The organism is Streptomyces albicerus (assembly GCF_008905045.1).
Classification (GTDB): Bacteria; Actinomycetota; Actinomycetes; order Streptomycetales; family Streptomycetaceae; genus Streptomyces; species Streptomyces albicerus.
Window position 1 is genome coordinate 76,560 of record NZ_VWMY01000025.1, and the last position, 20,582, is coordinate 97,141.

The 20,582-nt window shown below is 68.1% G+C and carries 23 protein-coding genes; 6 read left to right on the forward strand and 17 right to left on the reverse strand.

Features of this window, described 5'->3' with window-relative positions:
- The first annotated feature begins 232 nt into the window (after nucleotides 1–232).
- Nucleotides 233–1,993 carry a serine/threonine-protein kinase gene (locus GAS53_RS23370; RefSeq protein ID WP_151479639.1) on the forward strand — a complete coding sequence of 587 codons (1,761 nt, stop codon included), beginning with the start codon at nucleotides 233–235 and terminating at the stop codon, nucleotides 1,991–1,993.
- Between the two features lie 22 nt (nucleotides 1,994–2,015).
- Here GAS53_RS23370 and GAS53_RS23375 read toward each other — a convergent pair whose 3' ends face one another.
- Together GAS53_RS23375 and GAS53_RS23380 are read right to left on the reverse strand one after the other, a co-directional pair.
- Complete coding sequence (locus GAS53_RS23375) at nucleotides 2,016–2,633, reverse strand: hypothetical protein (protein WP_151479640.1); 618 nt, start codon at nucleotides 2,631–2,633, stop codon at nucleotides 2,016–2,018.
- Between the two features lie 43 nt (nucleotides 2,634–2,676).
- The gene (locus GAS53_RS23380) at nucleotides 2,677–7,299 is read right to left on the reverse strand and encodes an FtsK/SpoIIIE domain-containing protein (RefSeq protein WP_151479641.1); all 4,623 of its coding nucleotides are present in this window, start codon (nucleotides 7,297–7,299) and stop codon (nucleotides 2,677–2,679) included.
- Between the two features lie 289 nt (nucleotides 7,300–7,588).
- Between GAS53_RS23380 and GAS53_RS23385 the strand changes: the two genes are divergently transcribed.
- The 4 genes from GAS53_RS23385 to GAS53_RS23400 all read left to right on the forward strand — a co-directional run bounded on the left by GAS53_RS23385 (nucleotide 7,589) and on the right by GAS53_RS23400 (nucleotide 9,551).
- Nucleotides 7,589–7,894, forward strand: coding sequence for a WXG100 family type VII secretion target (locus GAS53_RS23385; RefSeq protein ID WP_151479642.1), 306 nt, complete (start codon nucleotides 7,589–7,591; stop codon nucleotides 7,892–7,894).
- Nucleotides 7,895–8,105: 211 nt separating this feature from the next.
- A complete protein-coding gene (locus GAS53_RS23390) occupies nucleotides 8,106–8,387 on the forward strand; it encodes an Arc family DNA-binding protein (protein ID WP_151479643.1) in 282 nt (93 codons plus the stop codon).
- The gene (locus GAS53_RS23395; protein WP_225859046.1) at nucleotides 8,384–8,776 is read left to right on the forward strand and encodes a PIN domain-containing protein; all 393 of its coding nucleotides are present in this window, start codon (nucleotides 8,384–8,386) and stop codon (nucleotides 8,774–8,776) included. Before GAS53_RS23390 ends, GAS53_RS23395 begins: the two co-directional genes overlap by 4 nt.
- A 202-nt stretch (nucleotides 8,777–8,978) precedes the next feature.
- Nucleotides 8,979–9,551, forward strand: coding sequence for a hypothetical protein (locus GAS53_RS23400; protein ID WP_192583248.1), 573 nt, complete (start codon nucleotides 8,979–8,981; stop codon nucleotides 9,549–9,551).
- Here GAS53_RS23400 and GAS53_RS23405 read toward each other — a convergent pair.
- From GAS53_RS23405 to GAS53_RS23465, 13 genes are all read right to left on the reverse strand, one after another.
- The gene (locus tag GAS53_RS23405; protein ID WP_151479644.1) at nucleotides 9,534–10,157 is read right to left on the reverse strand and encodes a hypothetical protein; all 624 of its coding nucleotides are present in this window, start codon (nucleotides 10,155–10,157) and stop codon (nucleotides 9,534–9,536) included. The two genes, GAS53_RS23400 and GAS53_RS23405, sit on opposite strands and share 18 nt — an antisense overlap.
- The gene (locus tag GAS53_RS23410; RefSeq protein ID WP_151479645.1) at nucleotides 10,157–11,551 is read right to left on the reverse strand and encodes a WXG100 family type VII secretion target; all 1,395 of its coding nucleotides are present in this window, start codon (nucleotides 11,549–11,551) and stop codon (nucleotides 10,157–10,159) included. Before GAS53_RS23410 ends, GAS53_RS23405 begins: the two co-directional genes overlap by 1 nt.
- A complete protein-coding gene (locus tag GAS53_RS23415; RefSeq protein WP_151479646.1) occupies nucleotides 11,548–11,865 on the reverse strand; it encodes a hypothetical protein in 318 nt (105 codons plus the stop codon). Before GAS53_RS23415 ends, GAS53_RS23410 begins: the two co-directional genes overlap by 4 nt.
- Entirely contained in the window at nucleotides 11,862–12,506 is a 645-nt protein-coding gene (locus GAS53_RS23420; protein WP_151479647.1) for a hypothetical protein, read from the reverse strand. The genes GAS53_RS23415 and GAS53_RS23420 overlap by 4 nt, the downstream gene beginning before the upstream one ends.
- A gap of 117 nt (nucleotides 12,507–12,623) precedes the next feature.
- The gene (locus tag GAS53_RS23425; RefSeq protein WP_151479648.1) at nucleotides 12,624–13,268 is read right to left on the reverse strand and encodes a hypothetical protein; all 645 of its coding nucleotides are present in this window, start codon (nucleotides 13,266–13,268) and stop codon (nucleotides 12,624–12,626) included.
- Nucleotides 13,269–13,304: 36 nt separating this feature from the next.
- Complete coding sequence (locus tag GAS53_RS23430; protein ID WP_151479649.1) at nucleotides 13,305–14,063, reverse strand: hypothetical protein; 759 nt, start codon at nucleotides 14,061–14,063, stop codon at nucleotides 13,305–13,307.
- 40 nt (nucleotides 14,064–14,103) lie between these two features.
- Complete coding sequence (locus GAS53_RS23435; protein ID WP_151479650.1) at nucleotides 14,104–15,021, reverse strand: hypothetical protein; 918 nt, start codon at nucleotides 15,019–15,021, stop codon at nucleotides 14,104–14,106.
- 105 nt (nucleotides 15,022–15,126) lie between these two features.
- Nucleotides 15,127–16,359: a WXG100 family type VII secretion target gene (locus tag GAS53_RS23440; RefSeq protein WP_151479651.1), complete on the reverse strand. Its 1,233-nt coding sequence runs from the start codon at nucleotides 16,357–16,359 to the stop codon at nucleotides 15,127–15,129.
- Nucleotides 16,360–16,361: 2 nt separating this feature from the next.
- Nucleotides 16,362–16,661 (reverse strand): hypothetical protein, encoded by a 300-nt coding sequence (locus tag GAS53_RS23445; protein WP_151479652.1) that lies wholly within the window; start codon nucleotides 16,659–16,661, stop codon nucleotides 16,362–16,364.
- A 135-nt stretch (nucleotides 16,662–16,796) separates the two neighbouring features.
- Nucleotides 16,797–17,879: a hypothetical protein gene (locus GAS53_RS23450; protein ID WP_151479653.1), complete on the reverse strand. Its 1,083-nt coding sequence runs from the start codon at nucleotides 17,877–17,879 to the stop codon at nucleotides 16,797–16,799.
- Nucleotides 17,876–18,547, reverse strand: a complete 672-nt coding sequence (locus GAS53_RS23455; RefSeq protein ID WP_151479654.1) for a hypothetical protein — start codon at nucleotides 18,545–18,547, stop codon at nucleotides 17,876–17,878. Before GAS53_RS23455 ends, GAS53_RS23450 begins: the two co-directional genes overlap by 4 nt.
- Before the next feature lie 222 nt (nucleotides 18,548–18,769).
- A complete protein-coding gene (locus tag GAS53_RS23460) occupies nucleotides 18,770–18,958 on the reverse strand; it encodes a hypothetical protein (RefSeq protein ID WP_151479655.1) in 189 nt (62 codons plus the stop codon).
- Complete coding sequence (locus tag GAS53_RS23465; RefSeq protein WP_151479656.1) at nucleotides 18,955–19,251, reverse strand: hypothetical protein; 297 nt, start codon at nucleotides 19,249–19,251, stop codon at nucleotides 18,955–18,957. Before GAS53_RS23465 ends, GAS53_RS23460 begins: the two co-directional genes overlap by 4 nt.
- 159 nt (nucleotides 19,252–19,410) lie before the next feature.
- Between GAS53_RS23465 and GAS53_RS23470 the strand changes: the two genes are divergently transcribed.
- A complete protein-coding gene (locus tag GAS53_RS23470; protein ID WP_151479657.1) occupies nucleotides 19,411–19,710 on the forward strand; it encodes a winged helix-turn-helix domain-containing protein in 300 nt (99 codons plus the stop codon).
- Nucleotides 19,711–19,745: 35 nt separating this feature from the next.
- Here the strand turns inward: GAS53_RS23470 and GAS53_RS23475 are convergent, their stop codons facing one another.
- Together GAS53_RS23475 and GAS53_RS23480 are read right to left on the reverse strand one after the other, a co-directional pair.
- The gene (locus tag GAS53_RS23475; RefSeq protein ID WP_151479658.1) at nucleotides 19,746–20,231 is read right to left on the reverse strand and encodes a hypothetical protein; all 486 of its coding nucleotides are present in this window, start codon (nucleotides 20,229–20,231) and stop codon (nucleotides 19,746–19,748) included.
- Nucleotides 20,228–20,554, reverse strand: coding sequence for a plasmid mobilization protein (locus GAS53_RS23480; protein ID WP_151479659.1), 327 nt, complete (start codon nucleotides 20,552–20,554; stop codon nucleotides 20,228–20,230). The genes GAS53_RS23475 and GAS53_RS23480 overlap by 4 nt, the downstream gene beginning before the upstream one ends.
- Nucleotides 20,555–20,582 lie beyond the last annotated feature (28 nt).

Below are 20,582 nucleotides of genomic sequence, written 5' to 3' on the forward strand. Positions count from 1 at the left end.
CCGCAGGTACTCGACCTCCCCTCCGGTGCTCGACCTCCCTCCGGTACACGACTTCCCCCCGGTACTCGACCTCCCTCCGGTGCTCGACCTCCCCTCCGACGCCCGGCATTCCCATTGGCATTGGAGAAGGCGGCGCACACGCGCGGTGTCGCGAGTGCTGGGGACTGCCGGCGGCGTACGGCACTACCCTGCTGGGCAGTGGGGACGGGGATACGGGGGAGGTGTGGGCGCCATGCAACCGCTCGGAGTCGATGAACCCACCGTCGTGGGGCCCTACCGGCTGCTCGGCCGGCTCGGCTCGGGCGGGATGGGCCGCGTCTATCTGGGCCGCAGCGCGGGCGGCCGTACCGTCGCGGTCAAGATCGTGCACCCGCACTTCGCGCTCGACGAGGAGTTCCGGGCCCGCTTCCGCCGCGAGGTGGAGGCGGCGCGGCGGGTGGGCGGCGCGTACACGGCCCCGGTCCTCGACGCCGACCCGGAAGCGCCGGTCCCGTGGGTGGCCACGGCCTACGCCGCCGGCCCTTCCCTGACCGGCGCGGTCACCGACGCGGGCCCGCTCCCGGACCACTCCGTACGAGTCCTCGGCGCCGGCCTCGCCGAAGCGCTGTCGGCCGTGCACGGCCTGGGCCTGGTCCACCGGGACGTGAAGCCGTCGAACGTCCTCCTGACCCTCGACGGCCCCCTCCTCATCGACTTCGGCATCGCCCGCGCGACGGACGGCACGGCCTCCCTGACCTCGACGGGCGTCTCCATCGGCTCGCCCGGCTACATGTCACCCGAGCAGATCCTCGGCAAGGGGGTCACGGGAGCGGCCGACGTCTTCTCCCTGGGCGCGGTACTGGCGTACGCGGCGACGGGTTCGTCCCCGTTCCCCGGGGACTCCTCGGCCGCGCTGCTCTACAAGGTGGTGCACGAGGAGCCCGAACTGGGCGCGCTGTCGGGCGACTTGAGGGACGTGGTCGCCGAATGCCTCTCCAAGGACCCGTCCGGCCGCCCCTCCCCGTCCGCCCTCGCCTCCCGCCTGGCCCCGGAAGGAGCGGCGAGACTGGTGACGGCGGGCTGGCTGCCGGGACCGCTGGTGGAACAGGTCAGCCGGAGTGCTGTGCAGCTGCTGAACCTGGAGGCGGTGGACGAGGCGCCTTCGGGGGTGGTGGGCTTCAGCAGCCCTTCGGTGGGGGACTCCGACGGATCGGTGGGGAAGGGGACTTCCGAGTCGGCCTCCGCCAACGACGCCAACGGCTCGGTTCCAGCAGGAGTGTTCGGCCCACCTGACCCCTCGTACGCGCCATACGCACCGCAGGCGCCATACGCACCGCACGTCCCGAACTCACCGCAGTCCGGCACCCCGACCCACGTCCCGGAACCGCGCGACGCCGCCGGCAGCCCGGCCGCCTCCCCCGGCAAGGTGTCCGTCAGCGTGGCCGCGACGTCCGTGCCGACGGCCAACGGGCGGGGGCGCAAGCTGAGTTGCACCGTGGCGCTGGCGGTGGCGGGAGCGCTGGCGGCGGTGACGATCGGCTCGGCGTTCATGTTCGACCTGCTGCCGGGCAACGGCACGGACGACGACTCCGGCGACACAGGAGCGGCCAACCCGCCCGCGGCCAGTGTCACCCCCTCCGCCCAGGACAGCGGCTCGTCCGCCGCCATCCCCAAGTCCTACGTCGGCACCTGGGAGGGCGACGGCCTGGCCCTCAACGGCACGCTCCCCATGGGCAAGTTCCGCGTCACGGTCCGCCAGGCCAAGGTCGGCGCCCAGTTCGGCACCTTCCGCCAGACCGACCTCATCGGCGGCACCTGCGACACCGATCTCATCCTCAAGAAGGTCACCCCCAAACAACTCATCGCCACAAGCGTCGCCAAGCCGTCCACCACGGCCGAGTGCACGACGGGCCGCCACGAGGTACGACTGATCCCGGTCGGGGACGACTTGCGCTACGAGACGGACAACGCGGAGGCAGGGGATCCGGTGGCCCGGATGTCGAAGATCGAGTAGCCGGCTGAGCAGAGGTGCCGGGTCAGGCTGCGGAGATCTGCGCCGGGTCCGCCGCCGCGCGCCGGCGGGCATCATGACGTTTGACGATGACGATGACGGTGATCAGTGCCGCTGCCACCAGCAGGGTCGTGGCCAGGCCCACGGCCCAGAAGTACGGGTACTGCTCGTGGACCCAACACGGTCCGCCCTCGCTGTAGCAGCTGTAACGGCGTCGGCGCTGCTTGGGGCGGTTCGACGCGAGGATCACGACCAGCAGGGACGCCAACCCGAGCGTGCCGGGGAGCGAGGCCGCTGCCCAGGCGAGTGCGCGGGCCCTGCTCTTCCGCCACTTCATCCGGGTCAGCGGCGCGATCGTCGCAGCCGCGGCGAGGGGTACGAGGACCCCGACGGTGGCCGTGAAGCCGTAACCACCGCCGGGCCAGTCGGGTGCGGTGTCGCCCCATACTTCCTCACCCCAGCTCATCTGCGCGGCGGCGAGTACGCCGATCACGACGGTGATGACGAGGGCGGGTACAAAGCCGACGAGCGTGTTCCGCTTCCGTTTCGGGGCGGAGGGGCCGACGGGCCGCTCCCGCGCGTGCTCGTACCGCAACGCGGCCCCCGCGGCCCGCCTCCGCTTGGGCTTGATCGACCCGCTCACATCTCCCTCTCAGTCACATAGGCCTCAGTCACATGGGCCTCGGTCACATCGGCACCGTGACGGTGACCGGCTCTCCGCTCCCCAGGTGCAGCATGCCCTTGCCGGGGGTAACGGGTCCGCCGACCATGCTGCGGGTCGTGCGGATGCCGATCAGCTCGCCGGCGCCGGAGTCCTGCGGGGAGAGCAGGAGACCGCGGCGGCCCTTCTTCGCCTCGACCTGCCAGCCGGAGAAGCCGCCGCAGACCTCTTCCTCGTCGCCGCCGATGACCAGGGCGAGGCCCCGGTCGGCGCCGCGCTGGACGAGGCGCTTCAGTTCGCGTTCGCAGTCGCAGTCCTCGAGGACCTCGCCGTCGTCGACGATGACGACGACGGGCTCCTCGGGGGACGCCGACTCGATCGCCTCGTTGAAGTCGTCGCTCTCGATGTCGTCGTCGGTGAAGACCTTCAACACGCCGTCCTGGCCGTCGAGTTCACGCAGCGGCGACGGGCGAGGGGCCGCGATGACCAGGCGTACGCCCTGCAGCAGGTACGAACGTGCCAGGTTGAGCAGCGCCGTGCTGCGGCCCGACTTGGCCGGACCCGCGACGACGAACGTCGGCACGCCCTGCGACAGATCCGGGCCGAAGGCCATGATGTCGTCGCCGCCGATGCCGGCCAGACCCCACAGCCTGGACTGCGCGACCGCCGGGTCCCGCATCTCCCAGGCCTGTGTGAAACCGATACGGGAGGGCAGCATGTCCACCCGGAACGGCCGCCGCGCACGCGGGACTTCGGCGTCGCGGGCCGCTGCCGCCTCACCGATCGCGGCCAGCGCCGCGGCCTGCCCCTGACCGGTCACGTCGTCGGAGAGCAGCGCGAACTGCGTCTCGATGGCCGACTCGTTCTTGAAGCCGCGTCCGGGCGGAATCTCCTCCGGCACCTTGCGCGCGTTGATGCCGAGCATCGAGAAGTCGGAGCGGTCGGCGAGCCGCAGACCGTACTTCTCCTCCGTGAGCGAGGCCATCCGGCCGAGCAGCACCTGCCGGTCACCGGTGACGACGAGGTGGATACCGACGCTCGCGCCCTCGCGCATCATCGTCTGCAACTCGTCCGTCAGCTCACCGTGGTTGTACTCGCCGAGCGTCGGCAGCCAGCCCTCCCACCGGTCGAGGAGCACGACGAGATGCGGCAGCCGCTCCTCCTCGGCGACGGACGCCCGCTGCTCACCGATGTCGGCGAACCCCTTGTCGGACAGCAGGTCCTGACGGCGCGTCAACTCACCCTTGAGGCGGGTGATCAGCCGTACGGCCCGCTCCGTCTGGTTGCGGGACACGACGGCACCGCAGTGCGGCAGCCGCGTCAGCGCGTTGAGCGCGCCGTTGCCGCAGTCGATGCCGTACATGTGCACGTCCGCCGAGGAGTTCGTGCGCGCGAGGGAGCCGGCGAGGGTCCGCAGGATCTGCGAACGGCCGCTGCGCGGTGCGCCGCCCACGATCAGATGCCCGAAGGAGGAGAAGTCGACGACGACCGGGCGGCGGGCCTGGGCGGCGGGCAGGTCCTCGACACCGAACGGGGCCGGGGGCAGCTTGCCCGCAGCCAGGGCGGCGACGGCAGGCACCTCCACCTCGTCCAGCAGCAGCGTCTCGGAGAGCGCGGGCAGCCACGGGCTGTGCTGGGCGGGGATGCCGAGCGCCCCGTTGGCGTCCCGGATCGCGTCCACCAGCACCTTGAGGTCGGTGATCTCCTCTTCCTCGCGCGCCTCGGCCTTCGGCTTGACCAGCGCGGCCCGGCCCAGGTCCTCCCAGGCCAGCGGCCCGGCCCAGGGCGCGAGCACCGTCGGGTCGGCGGCTCCGGGCCGCCGTCCGCCCACCCGCCCCGACTGGAACGGCACGAGCGAGGCGTGCCCGAGCCGGACGTACGCACGACCGGGTGTGCTCTTGGAGATGTGCCCGGCCTCCGGCGAGTCGATGACGTCGCTCGACTCGCCGCCGTCCGTCACACGCAGCGCGATACGGAGGTTGGTGTTGGCCCGGATCTCGGGCGAGACGACACCGCTCGGCCGCTGGGTCGCGAGGAGCAGGTGGATGCCGAGCGAACGGCCGCGCTGGGCGATGTTGACCAGACCGGTGACGAAGTCGGGCAGGTCACGCACCATCGAAGCGAACTCGTCGATGACGATGAGGAGTCGGGGCAGCGGCTGGTGCGAGGGTTCGCGCCGCACCAGGTCCTGGTAGTCCTCGATGTCCTTGGCGTCGGCGGCGGCCAGAATGTGCTCGCGCCGGTGCAGTTCGGCGCCGAGCGATTCCAGGGCCCGCTCGACGAGGTGGGCGTCGAGGTCGGTGACCATGCCGACGGTGTGCGGCAGATTGACGCAGTCCTTGAAGGCGGCGCCACCCTTGTAGTCCACCAGCACGAACGTCATGTTCTCGGGGGTGTTGGCGACGGCCAGCGCCGCCACGATGGTCTGCAGCAGCTCCGACTTGCCAGAACCGGTCGTACCCGCGATCAGACCGTGCGGCCCGTCCCGCCGGATATCGATGCCGAAGGCCCCGTCGTACGACTCACCGACGACCGCCATCGTCGACTGCCCGCCCATCCGCCAGCGCGCGCTGATCGCGTCGCCGGTCGGCGGCTCCAGCTGGAGCACGTCGAGCAGCCGGCTGGAGCCGGGCAGCGCCGAGTCCTCGGTCTCGCCGCTGATGTCGCGGATGGGGGAGAGGGCACGGGAGAGGCGGGCGCACCAGGCCGACGACACGAAGTCCGGCCGTACGTTCTTGACCCGGGCCGTGCCCGTCTGTTCGACGCGCAGACGCAGTTCGAGCGGCTTCTGCTCGCCCTCCTGCTGGTCGTCGGCCTCGGAGGTGTGCCAGGCCTGGAAGGAGGGGAAGCCGCCTGCGCCGGCCTGGTAGCCGCGGCCGGCCTGCGCGCCGGCGGCGGCCTCGGGACTCTTGTGCTCCTCCGGCCTCGGCTCGGCGATGACGATGGCCTGGCACTCGCCCGGCAGGAACCGTTCTTCCGCGTCGAGGCAGATGGCGTACATGCTGACGCTCGGGCCTTCGCGTAGCAGCCGCACCACACCCGGCATGGACCGAAGCCGCCGCGAACCATCCCAAATGACCACGATATCCGGGTCGGTGAAGCTGGCCTGGCGGCCGTTCTCCTTGGCGGCCTTCTGGCGGGCGTCGAGGAGCTGGGTCAGTTCGCCGATACGGGCGCCGACGGTCTCGGCGTCCGTACCGATCAGGACGTTGGCGTCCTGCGCGCCGGAGGGCCGCGAGTGCGGCAGCCACCGGACCCAGTCCCAACTGCTCTGGGCGCTGTTCTCGGTGAGGACGTAGAACTGCACGTCCAGCGGACTGTGCAGTACGGCGCTCTGCGCGACGATCCAGCGGCCGATCGACTGCGCCGAGTCGCCGGGACCCGCGATGCCGACGACCCCGCGCTCGCGCAGCGGCAGCGTCACCGGGGCGTCCTGGATCTTCCAGGTGACCTCGCGCTTGTGGTCGTCCTGCTCGGGGTCGTCGAGCACGACCTCGGAGGGCAACTGCCCCGTGCCGACCCTGATGAGGAGATGGTCGGCGTCGGTACGCCGCCGCTCCCAGAGTCGAGTACGGGGCCCGGTGCTCATGGACAACACGCTGGCGGGATCGGGCACGGCGAGCCGCCGATCAAGCCGCTCGGCTACCAGCGCATCCTGAGCATCCTTCTCGATCCTCTCCTTGTGCTCCTTGTACTCCTTGACCTGCTTCGCATGGGACTTGCGCCCGTGCTTCTTGTCCATGAAGTAGTTGCCGAAGAGGATCAGCGGGCTCAGCAGAGCCATGATCAGGTAGTACCAGCGCCCGAAGATCATCACTGCTACGACGGCACCGACCAGCGGGGTCAGGGCCATCAGCCAGGGCAGCGGCCGGGCCTCGAAGTCGCGGGGCGGTGCGGGCAGTTTGAACCGGGTCTGGCGCTCCGGGGGCTGGAGCCGGGGCGGCCGGTTGTAGTCGAGGCCGGCCCCGTCGTCGGACCATTTCAACGCGGCGTTGGGTGCGGAGTAGCGGTCGAGTTCGAGAAGGGTGTTGCCGACGGCGATCTGGGCACCGAGCGGCCAGTCCTTGCCGTCGAGAGGCTCGCCGTCGAGGGTGACGCCTCCCTTGTCCCCTTCTTTCCCCTCTTCCCTCTCTTCCCCCTCTTTCCCATGTATGGCGACCTGACAGGTTCCGTCCGTTGCAACTGACAACGTGAGGGCTCGGGGGGCGAGTTCCGGATCGTCGATACGGATGTAGGAGGCGGGTCCGCTGCCGATGTCGTACCGCCCGATGCCGAGCCGGTGCACGGCACCCGCGGCGGGCCCGCTCGCGACGCGCAGCTCGACGAGCCCGGTCGGCTCGCCGGGCAGGCAGCCGGCGGGGTCGTGCAGGCTGACGACGGCACCTTCGCGCAGCGGCGAGGTGCCGATGGTGGCGGCGGGATCGACGGGATACCCGTCGACGTAGGCGAGGGGCGCCCCGCCGCTCCCGGCGTGCTGTCCCTGCTGTCCATGCTGCCCAATGGGGATGATCTGCGCCCCACCGCTGTAACCGACGTGTGCGGCCAGCTCTTTCGCGATGTCCCCCATCGAGGACTCAGGATCCGCGTCGAGCACCACGTCGGCGTTGGCGCCGCCGAGCGGATCGACGACGGTCAGAGTCAGGCGCACGATCGTCCTCCCCGAAACCCCTGGGCTCGCGGGTCCCCGACGGACCACGAGTCACAGGACCACTGAACTGCCTGTTGACTGCCTAATGCTGCCTAGTGACGATATCCGCTCCACCCTTCCCACAGGCAACGGCGTATGTGCTGGTTCCCTGGAGGCTCTTGAAGGATCCGGGGTGTGCGGCTGCAAGCGTCCTGCGTAAGCTGCAGGCTCAGCGGACGATCGCATCATCCGCAACGGGAGCCACGGGGGTTGGCCCTGCGGCAAGTCGAGTTGTTACGGAGGACGCCACATGGCCGGCGGCAAAGACGCAGATATCACTTATGACGAGATGCACAAGGCGGCTACCAAGCTGACCGACGCCAAGGACAAGATCGACGAGAAGCTCGACGCCCTTGAGCGCTACATCCAGGGCCTCGTCAAGGACGGCTACACCACCCGCAAGGGCTCGCAGGCTTTCGAGGACTCCTTCACGGAGTTCAAGAAGGGCGCGAAGGACACGATCGAGGGCCTGACGGGTATGTCCAAGTTCCTCACGAACGCCGCGAAGGCGTACCAGGACCTGGACGAGGAACTGGCCAAGGGCGTCAAGGGCTGAGGTTGCCCTTTTGAGTGGTTGAGGCTGCCTGATGGTGGTGTGGTCCGGTGCGGTGGGGCGTTTGGGCGCCTCGCCGCATCGGCCCGTCAATGCCCTTCACCCGCACGCTCGCCGCAGGGGTGCCGCCGCACTGTCGGCGTGCGATCCAAACGCGCCGACGCCTTGTGGTGAACCGAGGGCAGTCGACGTATACGCCACGTATACTTGTTGCATGTCCGATGTCATGATCCGCGTCCCCGCCGAAGTCCGTGACCAGCTGGCCGCAGTGGCCGAAGCGCGGGGGACCAGCCTCCGTGCCCTCATGCAGGACATAGCTGCTCAAACGCTGACTCCGGAGCAGATCAGGGAGCGGGCCGATCACACCCGCGCTTTGCTCGCCGAGCGGTTCGGGCACTACGTCACGGACGAGGAGTCCGCCGACATGCGGCGCAAGATGCGGGCGGCCACCGCTGCTCACCGTGCTGCCCTCGCCGAGGCGGAGGCATCTCGTTGAGCGAGACCGAGCATTACGTCCTCGATGCTCCGACCTTGCTCGCCATGGGCGGCAACAAGCAGGTATCCGGTCTCATTCACGCTGCGGCAGCCAGTGGCGACGTACGCCTGTGGGTGCCTGTCCTGTGCCTCCTGGAAGCGGAACGCGAGCATTCGGGGATCGTCGGTCATGTCGGTGTGCTGGTCGACGTCATGCATTTGATCGACGATGACTACGCGATGGCAGTGACCGTCGCCGAACTGTGCCCCGATGGCGTTCCTTTCGGTGTGGCCGCAGCGGTGCATGCCGCGAGGCCGAACCAGATGCTTCCCGAGGGCGCGCTGGTCGCCACCGTCGCGCCGGATTCGTACGACGGATTCGGAGTCGGGGTCATGGATCTGAATCGCTGACGAGTCGACTCCGTCGGGATGTGTCTCCGTCGGGATGCCTCATGATCTGTGTGGCCTCCGGCAGCGGACTGGAACCGGGAGGAGCGCCGGGCGTGGGTCCCGGCCGCCCTCCCGCACTCCCGGATCTCGGCCGCCGCCCGACTGCTCGTCGTCGACCCGGCCAGCTATCCTCGTCCGGACCCCGCGAGGAATGGGAGAGTCCATGTCTGTTGGATCAGGGGCCGGGGAGTCCCGGGCGCAGAGTCCTGGGCGCTCGTTTGCCGGGAACGTGGTCTTCGGCGCCGGGCTGCTGCTCGTGCTGGCGACCATGACGCTCGGCGGCTACGGGGGCGTCGCCCTGGCCCTCGGTTTGGCGGACGATTCGTTTCTGTCGTCGGCGATTCCCGGCGACGGACGCAACGCGGCGGTCGTCGGAGGCATCGGTGCGGGCGGTCTGGCGGGGCTGGTGGTGCCGCTGATCCTGTTCGCGGCGGTTCGGGGGACCGAGGAGAATCCACGGATCGGGGCCGGAGAGGCCCTGCTCAAGGTGCTCGGCGCGGTTGCCGTCGGCGCGTACCTGTTCCTCGTCTCCCTGGTCGCCGCCCAGCTCGGCTGGGTCCTGCCCAAGGGACCCACGACCCTGGTGAGTGTCTTCGCCGTCGGCTTCAGCTGGATGCCGCTGGCGCTCGTACCGTGGGAACGATTCGGGCTGGGGGGTGTGGGAGGACTGCTCCCCACCTCTGGCGGTAAGTCTCGTGGTCGCGGCCGTGGCGGCGATTCAGACCAGTCGGACTGAGTCCGCCAACTCGTCGGCCAGCTTCGCCAGCTCCTCGCCCAGCCCCAGGGCACCCCAGAGAAGTCGGCACTCCAACGCGGTGGGATACGTCCGAGGCAGGACATAGTGCGCCACGCCTTCCAGGACCGAGCCGCTGTCCGCCTCGGGATCCGTGGGCTCCAGGCGGTGCACGCGTAGCGCGGCGCCCAGCGGAAGCTCGACCTCCGTGATGTCCGGGGGCCTGAAGTACGGCCCTTCGGCGGCCTCGGCCTCCGCGCGCAGTACGTCGAGGTGCAGCGACTCGGCCGGGACGCCGCTCAGTTCCCGTACGCAGTAGAAGGCAGCCACGCCACCGTCCTGAGGCGTGAGGAGCGCGGCGCAGAGCGCCTTCTGCCGCGCGGCGACAGCCCAGTACCAGAGCACGTCCTCGGCGAACGCCTCGCGCCATTCGGCCGGTGCGTCGTCGGCCGAGAAGTGCTCGTCGGCCGCGGACCGCGCCCACGCCTCGGGCCGCTCGGCGGTGAGGTCGAGTACGAGCCAGTTGTGCGCGGCGGGCAGCGTGACCCGGCACTCGTGCCAGTCGGCGGCCGCCGCCGTGTCCGCCGTGTCCGCGGTCTCGGTGTTCATCAGCGGCTACTTCCCGCCAGCGAGGCGTCGGGGCCGGTCACATCGATGTCGTTGCTCTCGAAGAGGCCGATGAAGCTGTTGGTGTCCGAGGCAGCCCCGGTGCCGGTCGCTCCGAGGGCCCAGGAGTTGTAGCTCATCGCCTGTTTGAACGCGTCGGGCGTTCCGATGATGCTCAGGTCCGAAGGATCGATGTTCTTGATGCGGGAGAGTTCGTCGACCATGCCCGGGCCCACGTACATGCTGGCCAGGCCGCGCGCGCCACCCGCGCGATAGGCATCACGCACGGCGGAGACGTTGTCGCCGACCTTGAACAGGTCCCTCCAGTTGCCCCGGATCGTGCCGAGGTCGTCGACGAAGGAGCCGCGCAGGCCCCTGAAGGCCGCGCCCAGGCCCACGTTGGGCGCGGCGGCCGCCCCGGTCGCACCGGCGCGCGCACCGACCATCTCCACGACCAGCGCGCGCCGGGCGGCCGAATCGAGAGCGGGATGCCATCCGCGTACGTACTGGGTTGCCGCGGTCCAGACGCGGCTGCGGCCGGCCGTGGCGGCGAGCTTGGCGCCGGCGGAGAAGACCCGCCCGACGCCGAAGGTCGCGAGGCCCAGTACGTCCATGGCGACGTCGCCCCACGAGCCGTCGCCGTTGATGGCGAGGAGCAGATGGCAGACGAGCGAGATGGCGGTCGCGATGAGTGCGATGGTGCCCAGGACACCGGCGATCGCCTGCCCGATGATCGGGATCCAGCCGACAAGGAGCGCCACCACCCCGCAGACGGCCGCCACGGCTCCGGCGATGTCGGCGACGATCTTCAGGGTGTCGCGCAGCTCGTCCAGCCAGGAGTCGTTGAGGTCGTCGCCCTCGGTGATCTCGTGGATGCGCTTGGCGGCCGTGTTCCCCGCCGTGTTGTGACGGCTCTTCAGCGTGGCGAGCTGGCCGCGCAGGCCGGCCAGGTCGCCCTGCAGGTCCGTCACCGCGGTGTCGAGCGTCTTCTGTCCCGCCTTGTCGGTGTCCTTGGGCGGGTTGTCGGCCTTGGACTTCGCGGTCGTGAGGTCGCCGCTCTTCGTCTCGGCCTGCCCGAGCAGCCGGTCCGCATCCTCCTGGATGGACTCGAGCGTGGTGTGGTACTCCTTCAGCGCGGCGCCGGCCTCTTCGTAGCGGCTGTGCGCCTTGCTCACGGTCTTCGCGGTGTCGTCGGCCTTCTCCGCGAACTCCCGGCCCGCCTTGGAGTCCCAGCTCTTCTGGTCGCCGAGACGGCGCAGCGCGGCCGCGGCGTCCGAGATGGTCTTCGCGGTGGCGGTGAACCGCTTGGCGAGGGCCTTGAGGTCGTACACATCACCCGGTACCGGGTCCTGGCTCTCGCCCAGCACTTCCCAGCGGTGGTCGGCGGGACGCGTCACTTCTTGTCCTTGCCTGTCTTGTCCTTGCCGACGAGCGCTTTGTAGAGCTCGTCGTCGATCTGGGTGTACGCCTCGCCGGCCGTCTTGGCGATCTCGCCCAGGCCCTTGATCTCCTCGATCATCTTCTCGCGGTTGTCGTTCCAGCCGTCGGAGAACTCCTGCAGCCTTTCCTGCAGCAGTTGGTGCCCCACCGTTCGTCGGTCGTAGGCGTCCAGGAGCTTGTCGAGCCCCTCGAACTCCGTGGCCACCGTCCGCAGCCCCACCCCGGCCGTGTGCAGATCCTCGGTGGAGACCCTGAGCCGCTCGCCGCTCATCCCTGTTGCCCCCGTGCTTCCTGCGTTTCTTGAGCTTCCTGAGTCTTTTTCTGCCAGCGGAGAGTACCGGCGACCGCGTCGAAGAGCTCCACCATCGCGTCCGCGATCGGCTCCAGCGGGGTGCTGAACGTCAGCATCAGCACTTCGTCCCGATCCGGTACGGGCACGAAGTACTCCACGATGGTGTCCTCGAACTCGGTACCGAGCCGCCGGGCTTCCCGGGTCCGCTCCGTGCGTCGCCGACGAGCCGCCCGTCCGGCGGCAGGCAGCCGTGCGGGAGCCACCTCGCCCTTGCCCGCCAGTGCTGAGACCGCATCAAGGCTGTCGAATCGCTGGTGGATACGAGAGATCAGCAGGGAAGCGGACAGAGGGATGCCCGCTGCTTCCAGGAACGAGAGGTAGAGCACCACTCCGCCCTGTTCGGCACCCGCCTCGGCGGCACCCAGCAACTGCTCCTCCGACCGGCGGCGAAGCACTGGCTGGTCGTCCACGCCGGCGAACTGCCTCTTGATCAAGGCGCTCACGGATGCTTGCCGCTGCTCCAAGGGCTGGAGCGGAATGCGATACCAGTCTTCGGGAGTGATCAGGCCGAAGACGTTCTCACCCTCGGCGGTCCGGTCGGCCGGCGCGGTCTGTTGCATGCCGACAGACGCTAGCCGTGGGGATCGCGTTTTCGCCACAGCGAACTTTTCCGCGAGAGGCAACAAACGGGATCAATTCGGTTCGAGCGCACCGGCGCCAGCGGTGGGCTGAGTCCGCTAGGGGTCGGCTCGGGCTGTCAGAGGGCATTTCACCCACATCAAACGACCTCTCAGGCCTCGTCTCCGATCCAGATGCTTCGGGCGAAGTCGTCGATGGCGTCCAAGGAGGCTTCGAGGAGGTCGGGGTCGTCGTAGTGGCCCTTGAGGACCAGGTCGACGTCGCGGGGCCGGGTCGTTCCAGGCGTAGGCGACGGAGGTGATCGGGCCACCGTCGGGGCGGATCCAACTGCGCACGCAGCGCAGGCCCTCGCCGAAGTGGGGCGAGACGAAGGGGGCAGTGTCCACGCTCCGGCTGGCAGTGGTGGTCGTGGGGTCGGGTTCGATCAGCAGGCTCAGATGCCGGGCGCTGTGTTCCTCATCGCAGGCGAACTGCTTCGTGAAGAGGACGAGTGGTGCCACCTGAGGCGGCATCGAGCCGAAGAGGAACGCCTGCTCGGCCTTGACGTGGTCGCGCAGCATGGCGGCCGAGCTCTCCAGGAACTTCCTCGACTGCCGCTTCTCACGCCAGGTGAGCTTGCGTCGGTGGAGCAGGGCAATCGCCTTGAGTTGCAGGTCCAGCCACTGTGAGAACTCCGACCCGGTGCCATGCAGGGGCATGTGGTACCACATGGCCGGGTCGGAATCGGTCTCGACGATCGTCATGCGGGGCTCCTGCTCCAGCGGAAGGCGGTCAGTACGTCATTCCGCGCCCGCGCCCGCGCCATCGCTCGCATCCGCGCCCGCCTCCTCATCCTGCGTCGGATCCGTGAAGGACACCGTCTGAAGGACGGCCGACATCAGGGCGTAGATCTCGGCCCACTGGTCCATGGAGGCTGTGTAGAGAGTGAAGACCGCGGTGAACGGGCCTGTGGGAAAGGGGACATGGACCTGGATCTGGCCGGTGAGGAGCGTTGTCTCCTCGCCGCTCCCCGTCATCTCCGGGCCGAGCCTGTACTCGCGCACGGTGATGCAGGACACCGCAGGACCGCACGGCAGGTCCAGCCAGATGGCGTCGTTGAGCGGGTCACTGGAGAGAGCCGCGAGGATGCCCTGGGCGACGACGTCGGTATCCGGGTCGGCCTGGTCCGTCGGGGCGATAGCTATGGTGAGTGCGCATTGGGCGACGCCCTCGGAAGGTTCGTACCTGATCACTTCCCCGTCCGCCGCGTCGTCTTCCTCCGCTGTGGAAAACAGGCCCATCGCGGCGTAGGAGACACCGGTGTCGCCCATGAGCTCGGCTATTGCCGCATAGTAGGGGGCCGCTGGTTCCCAGATGCGTTCGTCTCCTCGGGAGTACAGCTCTCGTACGAAGGAGAGGGCGCGCTCAGTGCGTTCCGCGGGCGTGGCGGCGATGGGAAGGGCGAAGAAGCCTTCTGGGGCGAGGAACCAGAAGGGCGGCAGGTTCCCGTTGGCAGGACTGACGTGCAGGGCGTTCGTGGAGTTGGCGGCGGGGGTCATGTGGATTGGCAGGCCGTTCCGATCGAGTGCAGCGCGAATATCAGGTCAGGAAGTCTTCCGGGTGGTACTCCGTGATCTTGAGTTCGGCGCCGTTCTCATTCATGACCGTGTCCAGGCTGGAGTGACCGAAGAGCGCGTTGATTGTGCTCGGTGCCAGAACCTCGATACGGAAGCAGCCGCACGGGTTCCGCTTCACCAGGGGGGGTTGGGAATCCGGGGCTTGGGCCGCCGCGAAAGTCTCTGCGGTGTCCCGCTGTGCTGGCGTGAGCGAGTCCAACGGAATGAAGTCAAGAGGTTCGATCAGATACCGGGTGAGCCTCTCTCGGCTCACACTGCCCAGCCTGCACCATGAGCCGTCCGTAAAGAAGATCTTCACGTCATGGCCGAGTTTGAAGTCCCGTGGTTCAACTTTTGCGATGGCGGATCGAGGGGTCTCCCAGAGCAACTCGTCGTCAATGCGTTTGTCGTTCCCTTTGACATAAGGGAAACCCACGATCACGAGCCGACGGTCGGTGACGACCGCGTGTGTGCGGTAGCGCTTCTCGGAGGAGCGGCCGGGATCCAGCTGCCAGGGCATGGTGCGGGCGATCGTGCCCGGCGCGGCCCACATGACAGGAAAGTCGTCGATCTCGTCCGCCTGGTCGTGCGAGGTGTTCGTACCGTGCCCGGTACCTGGAGTGCCCCCGATATTTCCGCCATGGGAAGAGAGAAAGCTCAGGACTGCGACGCCCGCGGCGATCGCGGCGCCCTTGACGGTATTCCGTGCCACCGTGCCGCCCGTTGAACGGGCTGTGTATATCGGGCCTGCGGGCCAGCCAACTAGTTCATCCTGAATGTCGTTGCGTTGGGTGTCGCGGAACCATCGCATTCCGCTGACACGCATGGCCTCACCTGTGGCAAAGGCGACCGGAGCGCGGGTGAGAAGTGTCTCGTCCGATTCGGGCTGCCAGACGCTCATATCAGTATGAATCCTCCTTCGCGGCGGTTTTGGGTCAGGGCGCTTTCGCAGGCCACCTTGCCACACCGCGTCGAACGCTCAGCTGACCGAGGGCGATTTCTCAAACTAGTCACCCGTCACATGCCCGTAGACCTTGGGCGCAACCTTGAGGCCGGCGTCGACAGCCATGGCGCCAACTCCGAACGGGTTGATGTTTACCCCGGGGATGAGGTTCGCTCCCTTGGAGCCGATCAACTGGCCTTGGTGATAGCCCGCGACGGAGAGGCCTCCCATGCGTGACATCAAGCCGCTGCTCGTATGGGCGACCTGGTAGACGTCTTCGGACATGCCTCCGATCTTCACCAAGCCGGCCTTGCCAAGCCCGCCGGTGATGTTCGCGGATTCCTGTCCGAAGGACAGCAGGACTCGCGAACTACCGATTCTGGTCGACTCAAAGCCCTTGCCGAGCCTGCCCGCGGTGACTGCGGCCTTGCCCGCGCCGACCACCTTGACGCCCTTGCCGAACATCCCAATACCCGGCAAGAGCCCCACCGCGTCGAGACCGAGCTGAGTCCAACTCACATCCGCGCCGGCCGCTTTGGCCACTCCGTGGGCGGCCAGGGAGAGCCCCGCGCCGATGAGTGCTGCCGTGCCGAAGATGGCCGCGAGGGGCGGGAACGGAAGCGTGACGATGGCCAGCATGCCGAGCACCGCGGTGATGTCACTGAGCACGTCGCCGATCATTTTGATGAGGTCGGCGTGTTCCTTCAGCCAGTCGCCGGTGGCGTCCCAGGCGTTCGAGATCCCCTCGCCCAGCTTGTCCCAGAAACCGGGCTCGTCCGGAGCGATGTCGCCGGCCTTGTCGAGCTCCTTGCTGATGTTCCCGGCAGCCCGCTTGTAGCGGTCTTCGAGGTCGTAGACCTTGTTCGTGACCTCGTCGACCGCGCCGGAGGCCTTGCCGAGTTCCTCGCTGCCCTTGCCGTCGCCTTTCTCGTCGGCTTTCTGCTGAGCCGTTTCCTTGGCTTCGAGCTTCTCGCCGGCGGACTTCTCGAGACGGTCCGCCTCGTCCTGGAAGTCCTGCAGTTCGTTGGCCCACCGGTGCAGCGCGCGTGAGGCCTTGTCGAAGGAGTCGTGGCTCTTGCGGATGAGCGGGGTGACGTCCTTGCCCACGTACTCGGTGAAGGCAACCGCCGTCTTGCCCTTCCAGGCACCGGCCTCGATCCGCTCCAACTCGCGGAGAGTGGTGCCGAGATCGCTCGCCAGGCCGCCGAGTTTCTTGGCGAGGTCCCTGGTGTCGTCGACGTCTCCCGGCGTCGGATCCCAGCCTATGTTCGGGAAGGCGGGGCGCTTGCCGGCCACGATTACTTGCCCTTCTTCTTCGTCTTGAGGGACTCGGCGAGATCGTGGTCGAGCTTGCCGAATTCCTCACCTATCTTGTTGATCATCTTCACGGCGCCGTGCGTGTGCTTGCCGAGCTGTTTGATGCCGTAGCCCCAGTCGTCGGCGAACTCGTGTACGTCCTCGATGAGTTTGCTCTCCCCGACCGCGGAGCCGTCGGCGCCGCGGAGCGTGCGGCGCGCGGTGTCCATTCGGTCGCTGATCGTCGAGAAGGTCTTCTTCAGATCTTCGAAGACGGTGTCTTCGAGACGGAGGTCACTCATGTTGTGGTCCGGGTTCCCTGAGTGTTCGTCAGTGGGGGGAGAGGGAGGAGGAGTAGTGGCTGTGGTTCTTAGGTTGGGGGGAGAGGCACGGCCGGTTCCGTGCGTACGGAACCGGCCGCAGACCACGTGCTCCGCTCAGCGGTTGACGGCCTGGATTTCCTCGACGGTGATGTCCTGGACGGCCTCGACCGTGCCGTCGGGCAGGCCCACCGCACCGGCCTGGCCGGTGCCCGTCCAGCTGATCTCCCAGGTGAGGGATGCCTTGAGGGGGAATGTCCCGCCGTCGGAGGAGCGGCCGTAGACAATGCCGCAGGGCGGGGTTTCCTTGGCCTTCCCCTTGGCGTAGGGCTCGCCGATCCTGCCGTCGACGATGAGGCATTCACCGTTGGCGGGGATGGTCTTGGCGTCTTCGGTGCCGGGGTCGAGGGTGAGGGACTTGGGGGTGGCCGTCGTCGTCGCCTGGATGTTGAAGCCGGGGACGTTGATGGCCGCCGTCGCCTCGACGTCGTCGAAGACTGCCTCGTCCAGCCAGGCCCAAGTCGGCAGGTTCACCTTGGTGTTGGCCTCGGGAGCGAGGGTGACCTCGGTATCGGGGAGTTGCATGTGCTGGTACGCGAGGGCGGCGAGCATCTCCGGCGTGATGGCCTCTTCGTACTGGGGCGGCGGGGCCTCGCCGTTGTCGACCCAGAAGGGTAGGTCGGTGCACGATTTCCGCTTGAGATAGTCCGGCTCGTCGGGGTTTTCGACGCCGGCCCAGAACATCCCCTCGCCGTCCTTCTCGACGTTGTAGTCCTTGTAGCCGGGGGTGTCGGTCCAGCCGTAGTCGTCCTCGTAGTGGCGCTCCATCTCGCCTATCGCGGCGCCTGCGTGGCCGGTCATGCCGGGTGCGTCCTTGGCGCTTGCGATGTCCTTGGACATCTTCTTCTTGAAGTCCTTGGCGCCGAGGTAGGGGGCGTACCAGCAGGGGGGCGGCGTCCAGTTGACGTCGGAGGAGGCCACGTTTCCGCTGCCGCCCTTGGCGACGGCGCCGGAGTACTGGATTCGTGCGGCGGCGTAGATGCCGGTTTCGTCGGCGCCGCCCTTCTCTTCCGCGCCGCCGCCCTTGCCCGTATCCACTGGTTCTGCCGCGGAGTTGGGTGCCGTGAGGATCAGAGTGCCGATCGCGAGGGTCAGGGCAGCGGTGCTGGTGCCGAGGGCCGTACGCCGTGACCTGTTCACCGGCACTTCTCCGCCTTCGTCTCGACGAACACCTTGGATGCCTGCCACAGGCCTTCGCCTGTGGGGAACTTGACCATGATGATCTTGTAGTAAGCGAAGTCCTTGAGGCTGGGCTCGGCCTTCAGGACCTTCCCCGTCTTGACCTCTTTGCCGAGGAACTTCCCGGTGTCCGCGCAGAACGCGACCTCCACGGAGTTGCCGTTCGGGGCAGACCGTGTGGTGGCTTCGTAGTGACGGCGGGTGCCGGTTGCGGTCCAGCCGCCCTTGATCCATTCGTTGATCTGGACCTTCGCGTAGTGGAGTCCCTCGCCGGTGGCGTAGGCGGCCACGGCCGCGTCCTTGGTCGTGCGCTTGTCGACGCCCCGGTAGATGGCGCGGAGGTAGTTGGCGGCGTCGTCCATCGCGGCCGCCTCGTTCTTGTCCTTCGGCTTGTCCCAGTCGAAGACCAGGTTCATGTCCTTGGGCAGGGACACGTCCACGCCGTCCGGCTTGTCCTCTGCCGGTGCGCCCGAGGGCTCCGCCGACTTCTTGGGCTTCTCCGCTCCCTGTTCGGCGCCGGCGATCTTGTCGTTGTCGCTGGACTTGTCGTCCCCGCCGCCGCAGGCCGTGAGCAGCAGGGCTGCGGTCGCGGCGAACGCGGCAGCAACGGGCAAAGTGCGGCGCTTCACAGTGAACCCCCGTGAGACAAAGATGCATTCAAGAGCAACGACCGTATCCATGTGACGAACGGTTTCGCTACCGCGAACTTCCTTGCATGGCTGGTCGGACACGGATAAATCGGACAAGTCGCTGGCGCTTGTGGCCCGATCGTGTCTGGTCCCACAGCGGTCCCGAACGCTAGGCGCGCGTCCGGGACCGCGGTGTGGTGTCTTCCGCTGCTCCGCTGCGCCTCAGGTCTCCTGAGGCGTCGGCGCCGGGAGTTCCAGAGCGTCGGTCATGGGCGGGTAGTGGTCGGCGCACTCGCTGCATGCGTACACGTTGAAGCCGGGGCCTGTCGCCGCGTGCACCTCGTGGACGAGGACTGGGTGGCGCGTGGTGCAGTGGCAGCGGGCGCGCATCCGTACGGCGGGGCGCGTCATCGGGCGGTCACCGGGATGCCGTGGATGTGGTCCGGGCCGACGTCGATACCGAGTGTCGCGAGGTAGAGGGCGCGGCGGCGTTCGCGTTGGCGGCGGTGTTCGGCGGGGTTCAGGACGTAGGGGCGTACGAGGCGGGATGCGTTGCCGTCGAGGATCTCGGTGAAGCGGGGTGGTGGGGCGGGGGTGAACCGGAGGGGCGGGATCGGGATCGCTCCGAGACGGTGGCGGCCCCGGGGACGCGGGGTGCAAATGCCCAGCACCCACGCGAGAAAGCGAACGGTATGGTCCAGCATGTTGGCGCTCCTGCTTTGTGGTTAGCGTCGGCCATGCCCCGGGACGGTTGCCTCCGTCGCCGGGGTGCAATTAGCCTACATTGCTGCGCATGTCAGTGCATAGCAGTGCGCAGCAATAGGGCCATCGTTGCAGCTCAGTGCTGTTTTACGGTGGTTGTTATGGCAGCAGACACGGGCGATTCGCCGATCGATCCCAACAAGATCGCGTACGTCTATATGCAGGTGGCCGACCACATCGCTGCCCGGATCGCGGCGGGTGAGTTGAGGCCTGGGGCGCGGCTGCCTGGCGAGAGGGACCTCGGAGCGGAGTACGGAGTCGCGTACCTGACCGCCCGCCGGGCAGTCCGTGAACTCCGCGAACGTGGCCTCGTCGTCACGCTCCCCGCGAAGGGCACCTTCGTCGCGTACCCCGAGGTCGATGAGCCCGACGAGCTACCGGGCGACGGCCAGGAGGCGTAGTCCCTCCGTGGGGATCTTGCTCGCCGCGTGCGGTGTCATACCGGCTGGACATGGACATCGATCGGGTTCAGTACGGCCAGATAGGCATGGATGTCCTCCGGGTCGCTTGTGAAGATCACAGCGCTGCCGTGCTTCACGGCGGACAGAGCCACCCATGCGTCCACCGCGTCCGGCCTTTTCTTGGGAGGAAGCTCGGCTTCCCCCAGTGCTGTGCCGATCCGGCGCCAGTCGGTGACGTCGGGGCCGGTCATGCAGGCGATGCACTCCGGGCGGCCGGCATCCGTCCCGCGCATGGGTGGCTCGGACGCTCGGGCCTGGGGCATGGTGCAGTCCTTCAGGACACCCGCCAGAGAATGGATCACCGCCGGACGTGGTCGCCACACCTGGGCGAGAACCGGGCCGAGGACGACCGCACGGTGAGGGGCCGCCCGGAGCCCTTGGTGCAGCGCGACGGCCTTGGCCTTGCGGTCTGTCAGGGCGATGAGCATTCCGGTGTCGTACACCGGGACTCGTACGCTCACGCGGCTTGTCCGGGCCGGGCGGTCGTGCGATCTTCGCCGTATACGAGGTTCAGGGCAGCCTCGACGTCACGTCGCTCTTGCTCTGTCAGGTCCGGTGTAGTCGTGTCCGGCTCGGGCGTGAAGGCTTCCGCCTCCGCCTCGGCCGCGGCGATGAGGGCGTCGACCCCGGAGAACTGTTCCTCTATGGCCTCGGTTTCCGCCATCTGGCGTGTCGCCGCATGCACGAGGTACGCCGAGACGTCCAGGCCTGCACGCTCGGCGTGCTGTCTGATGCGCTCTGCCTGGTCCCGCTCAAGGCTGATGGTGATCCTCGTCCTGGCCATGGAAAACAGTGTATGACGCGTATTACGC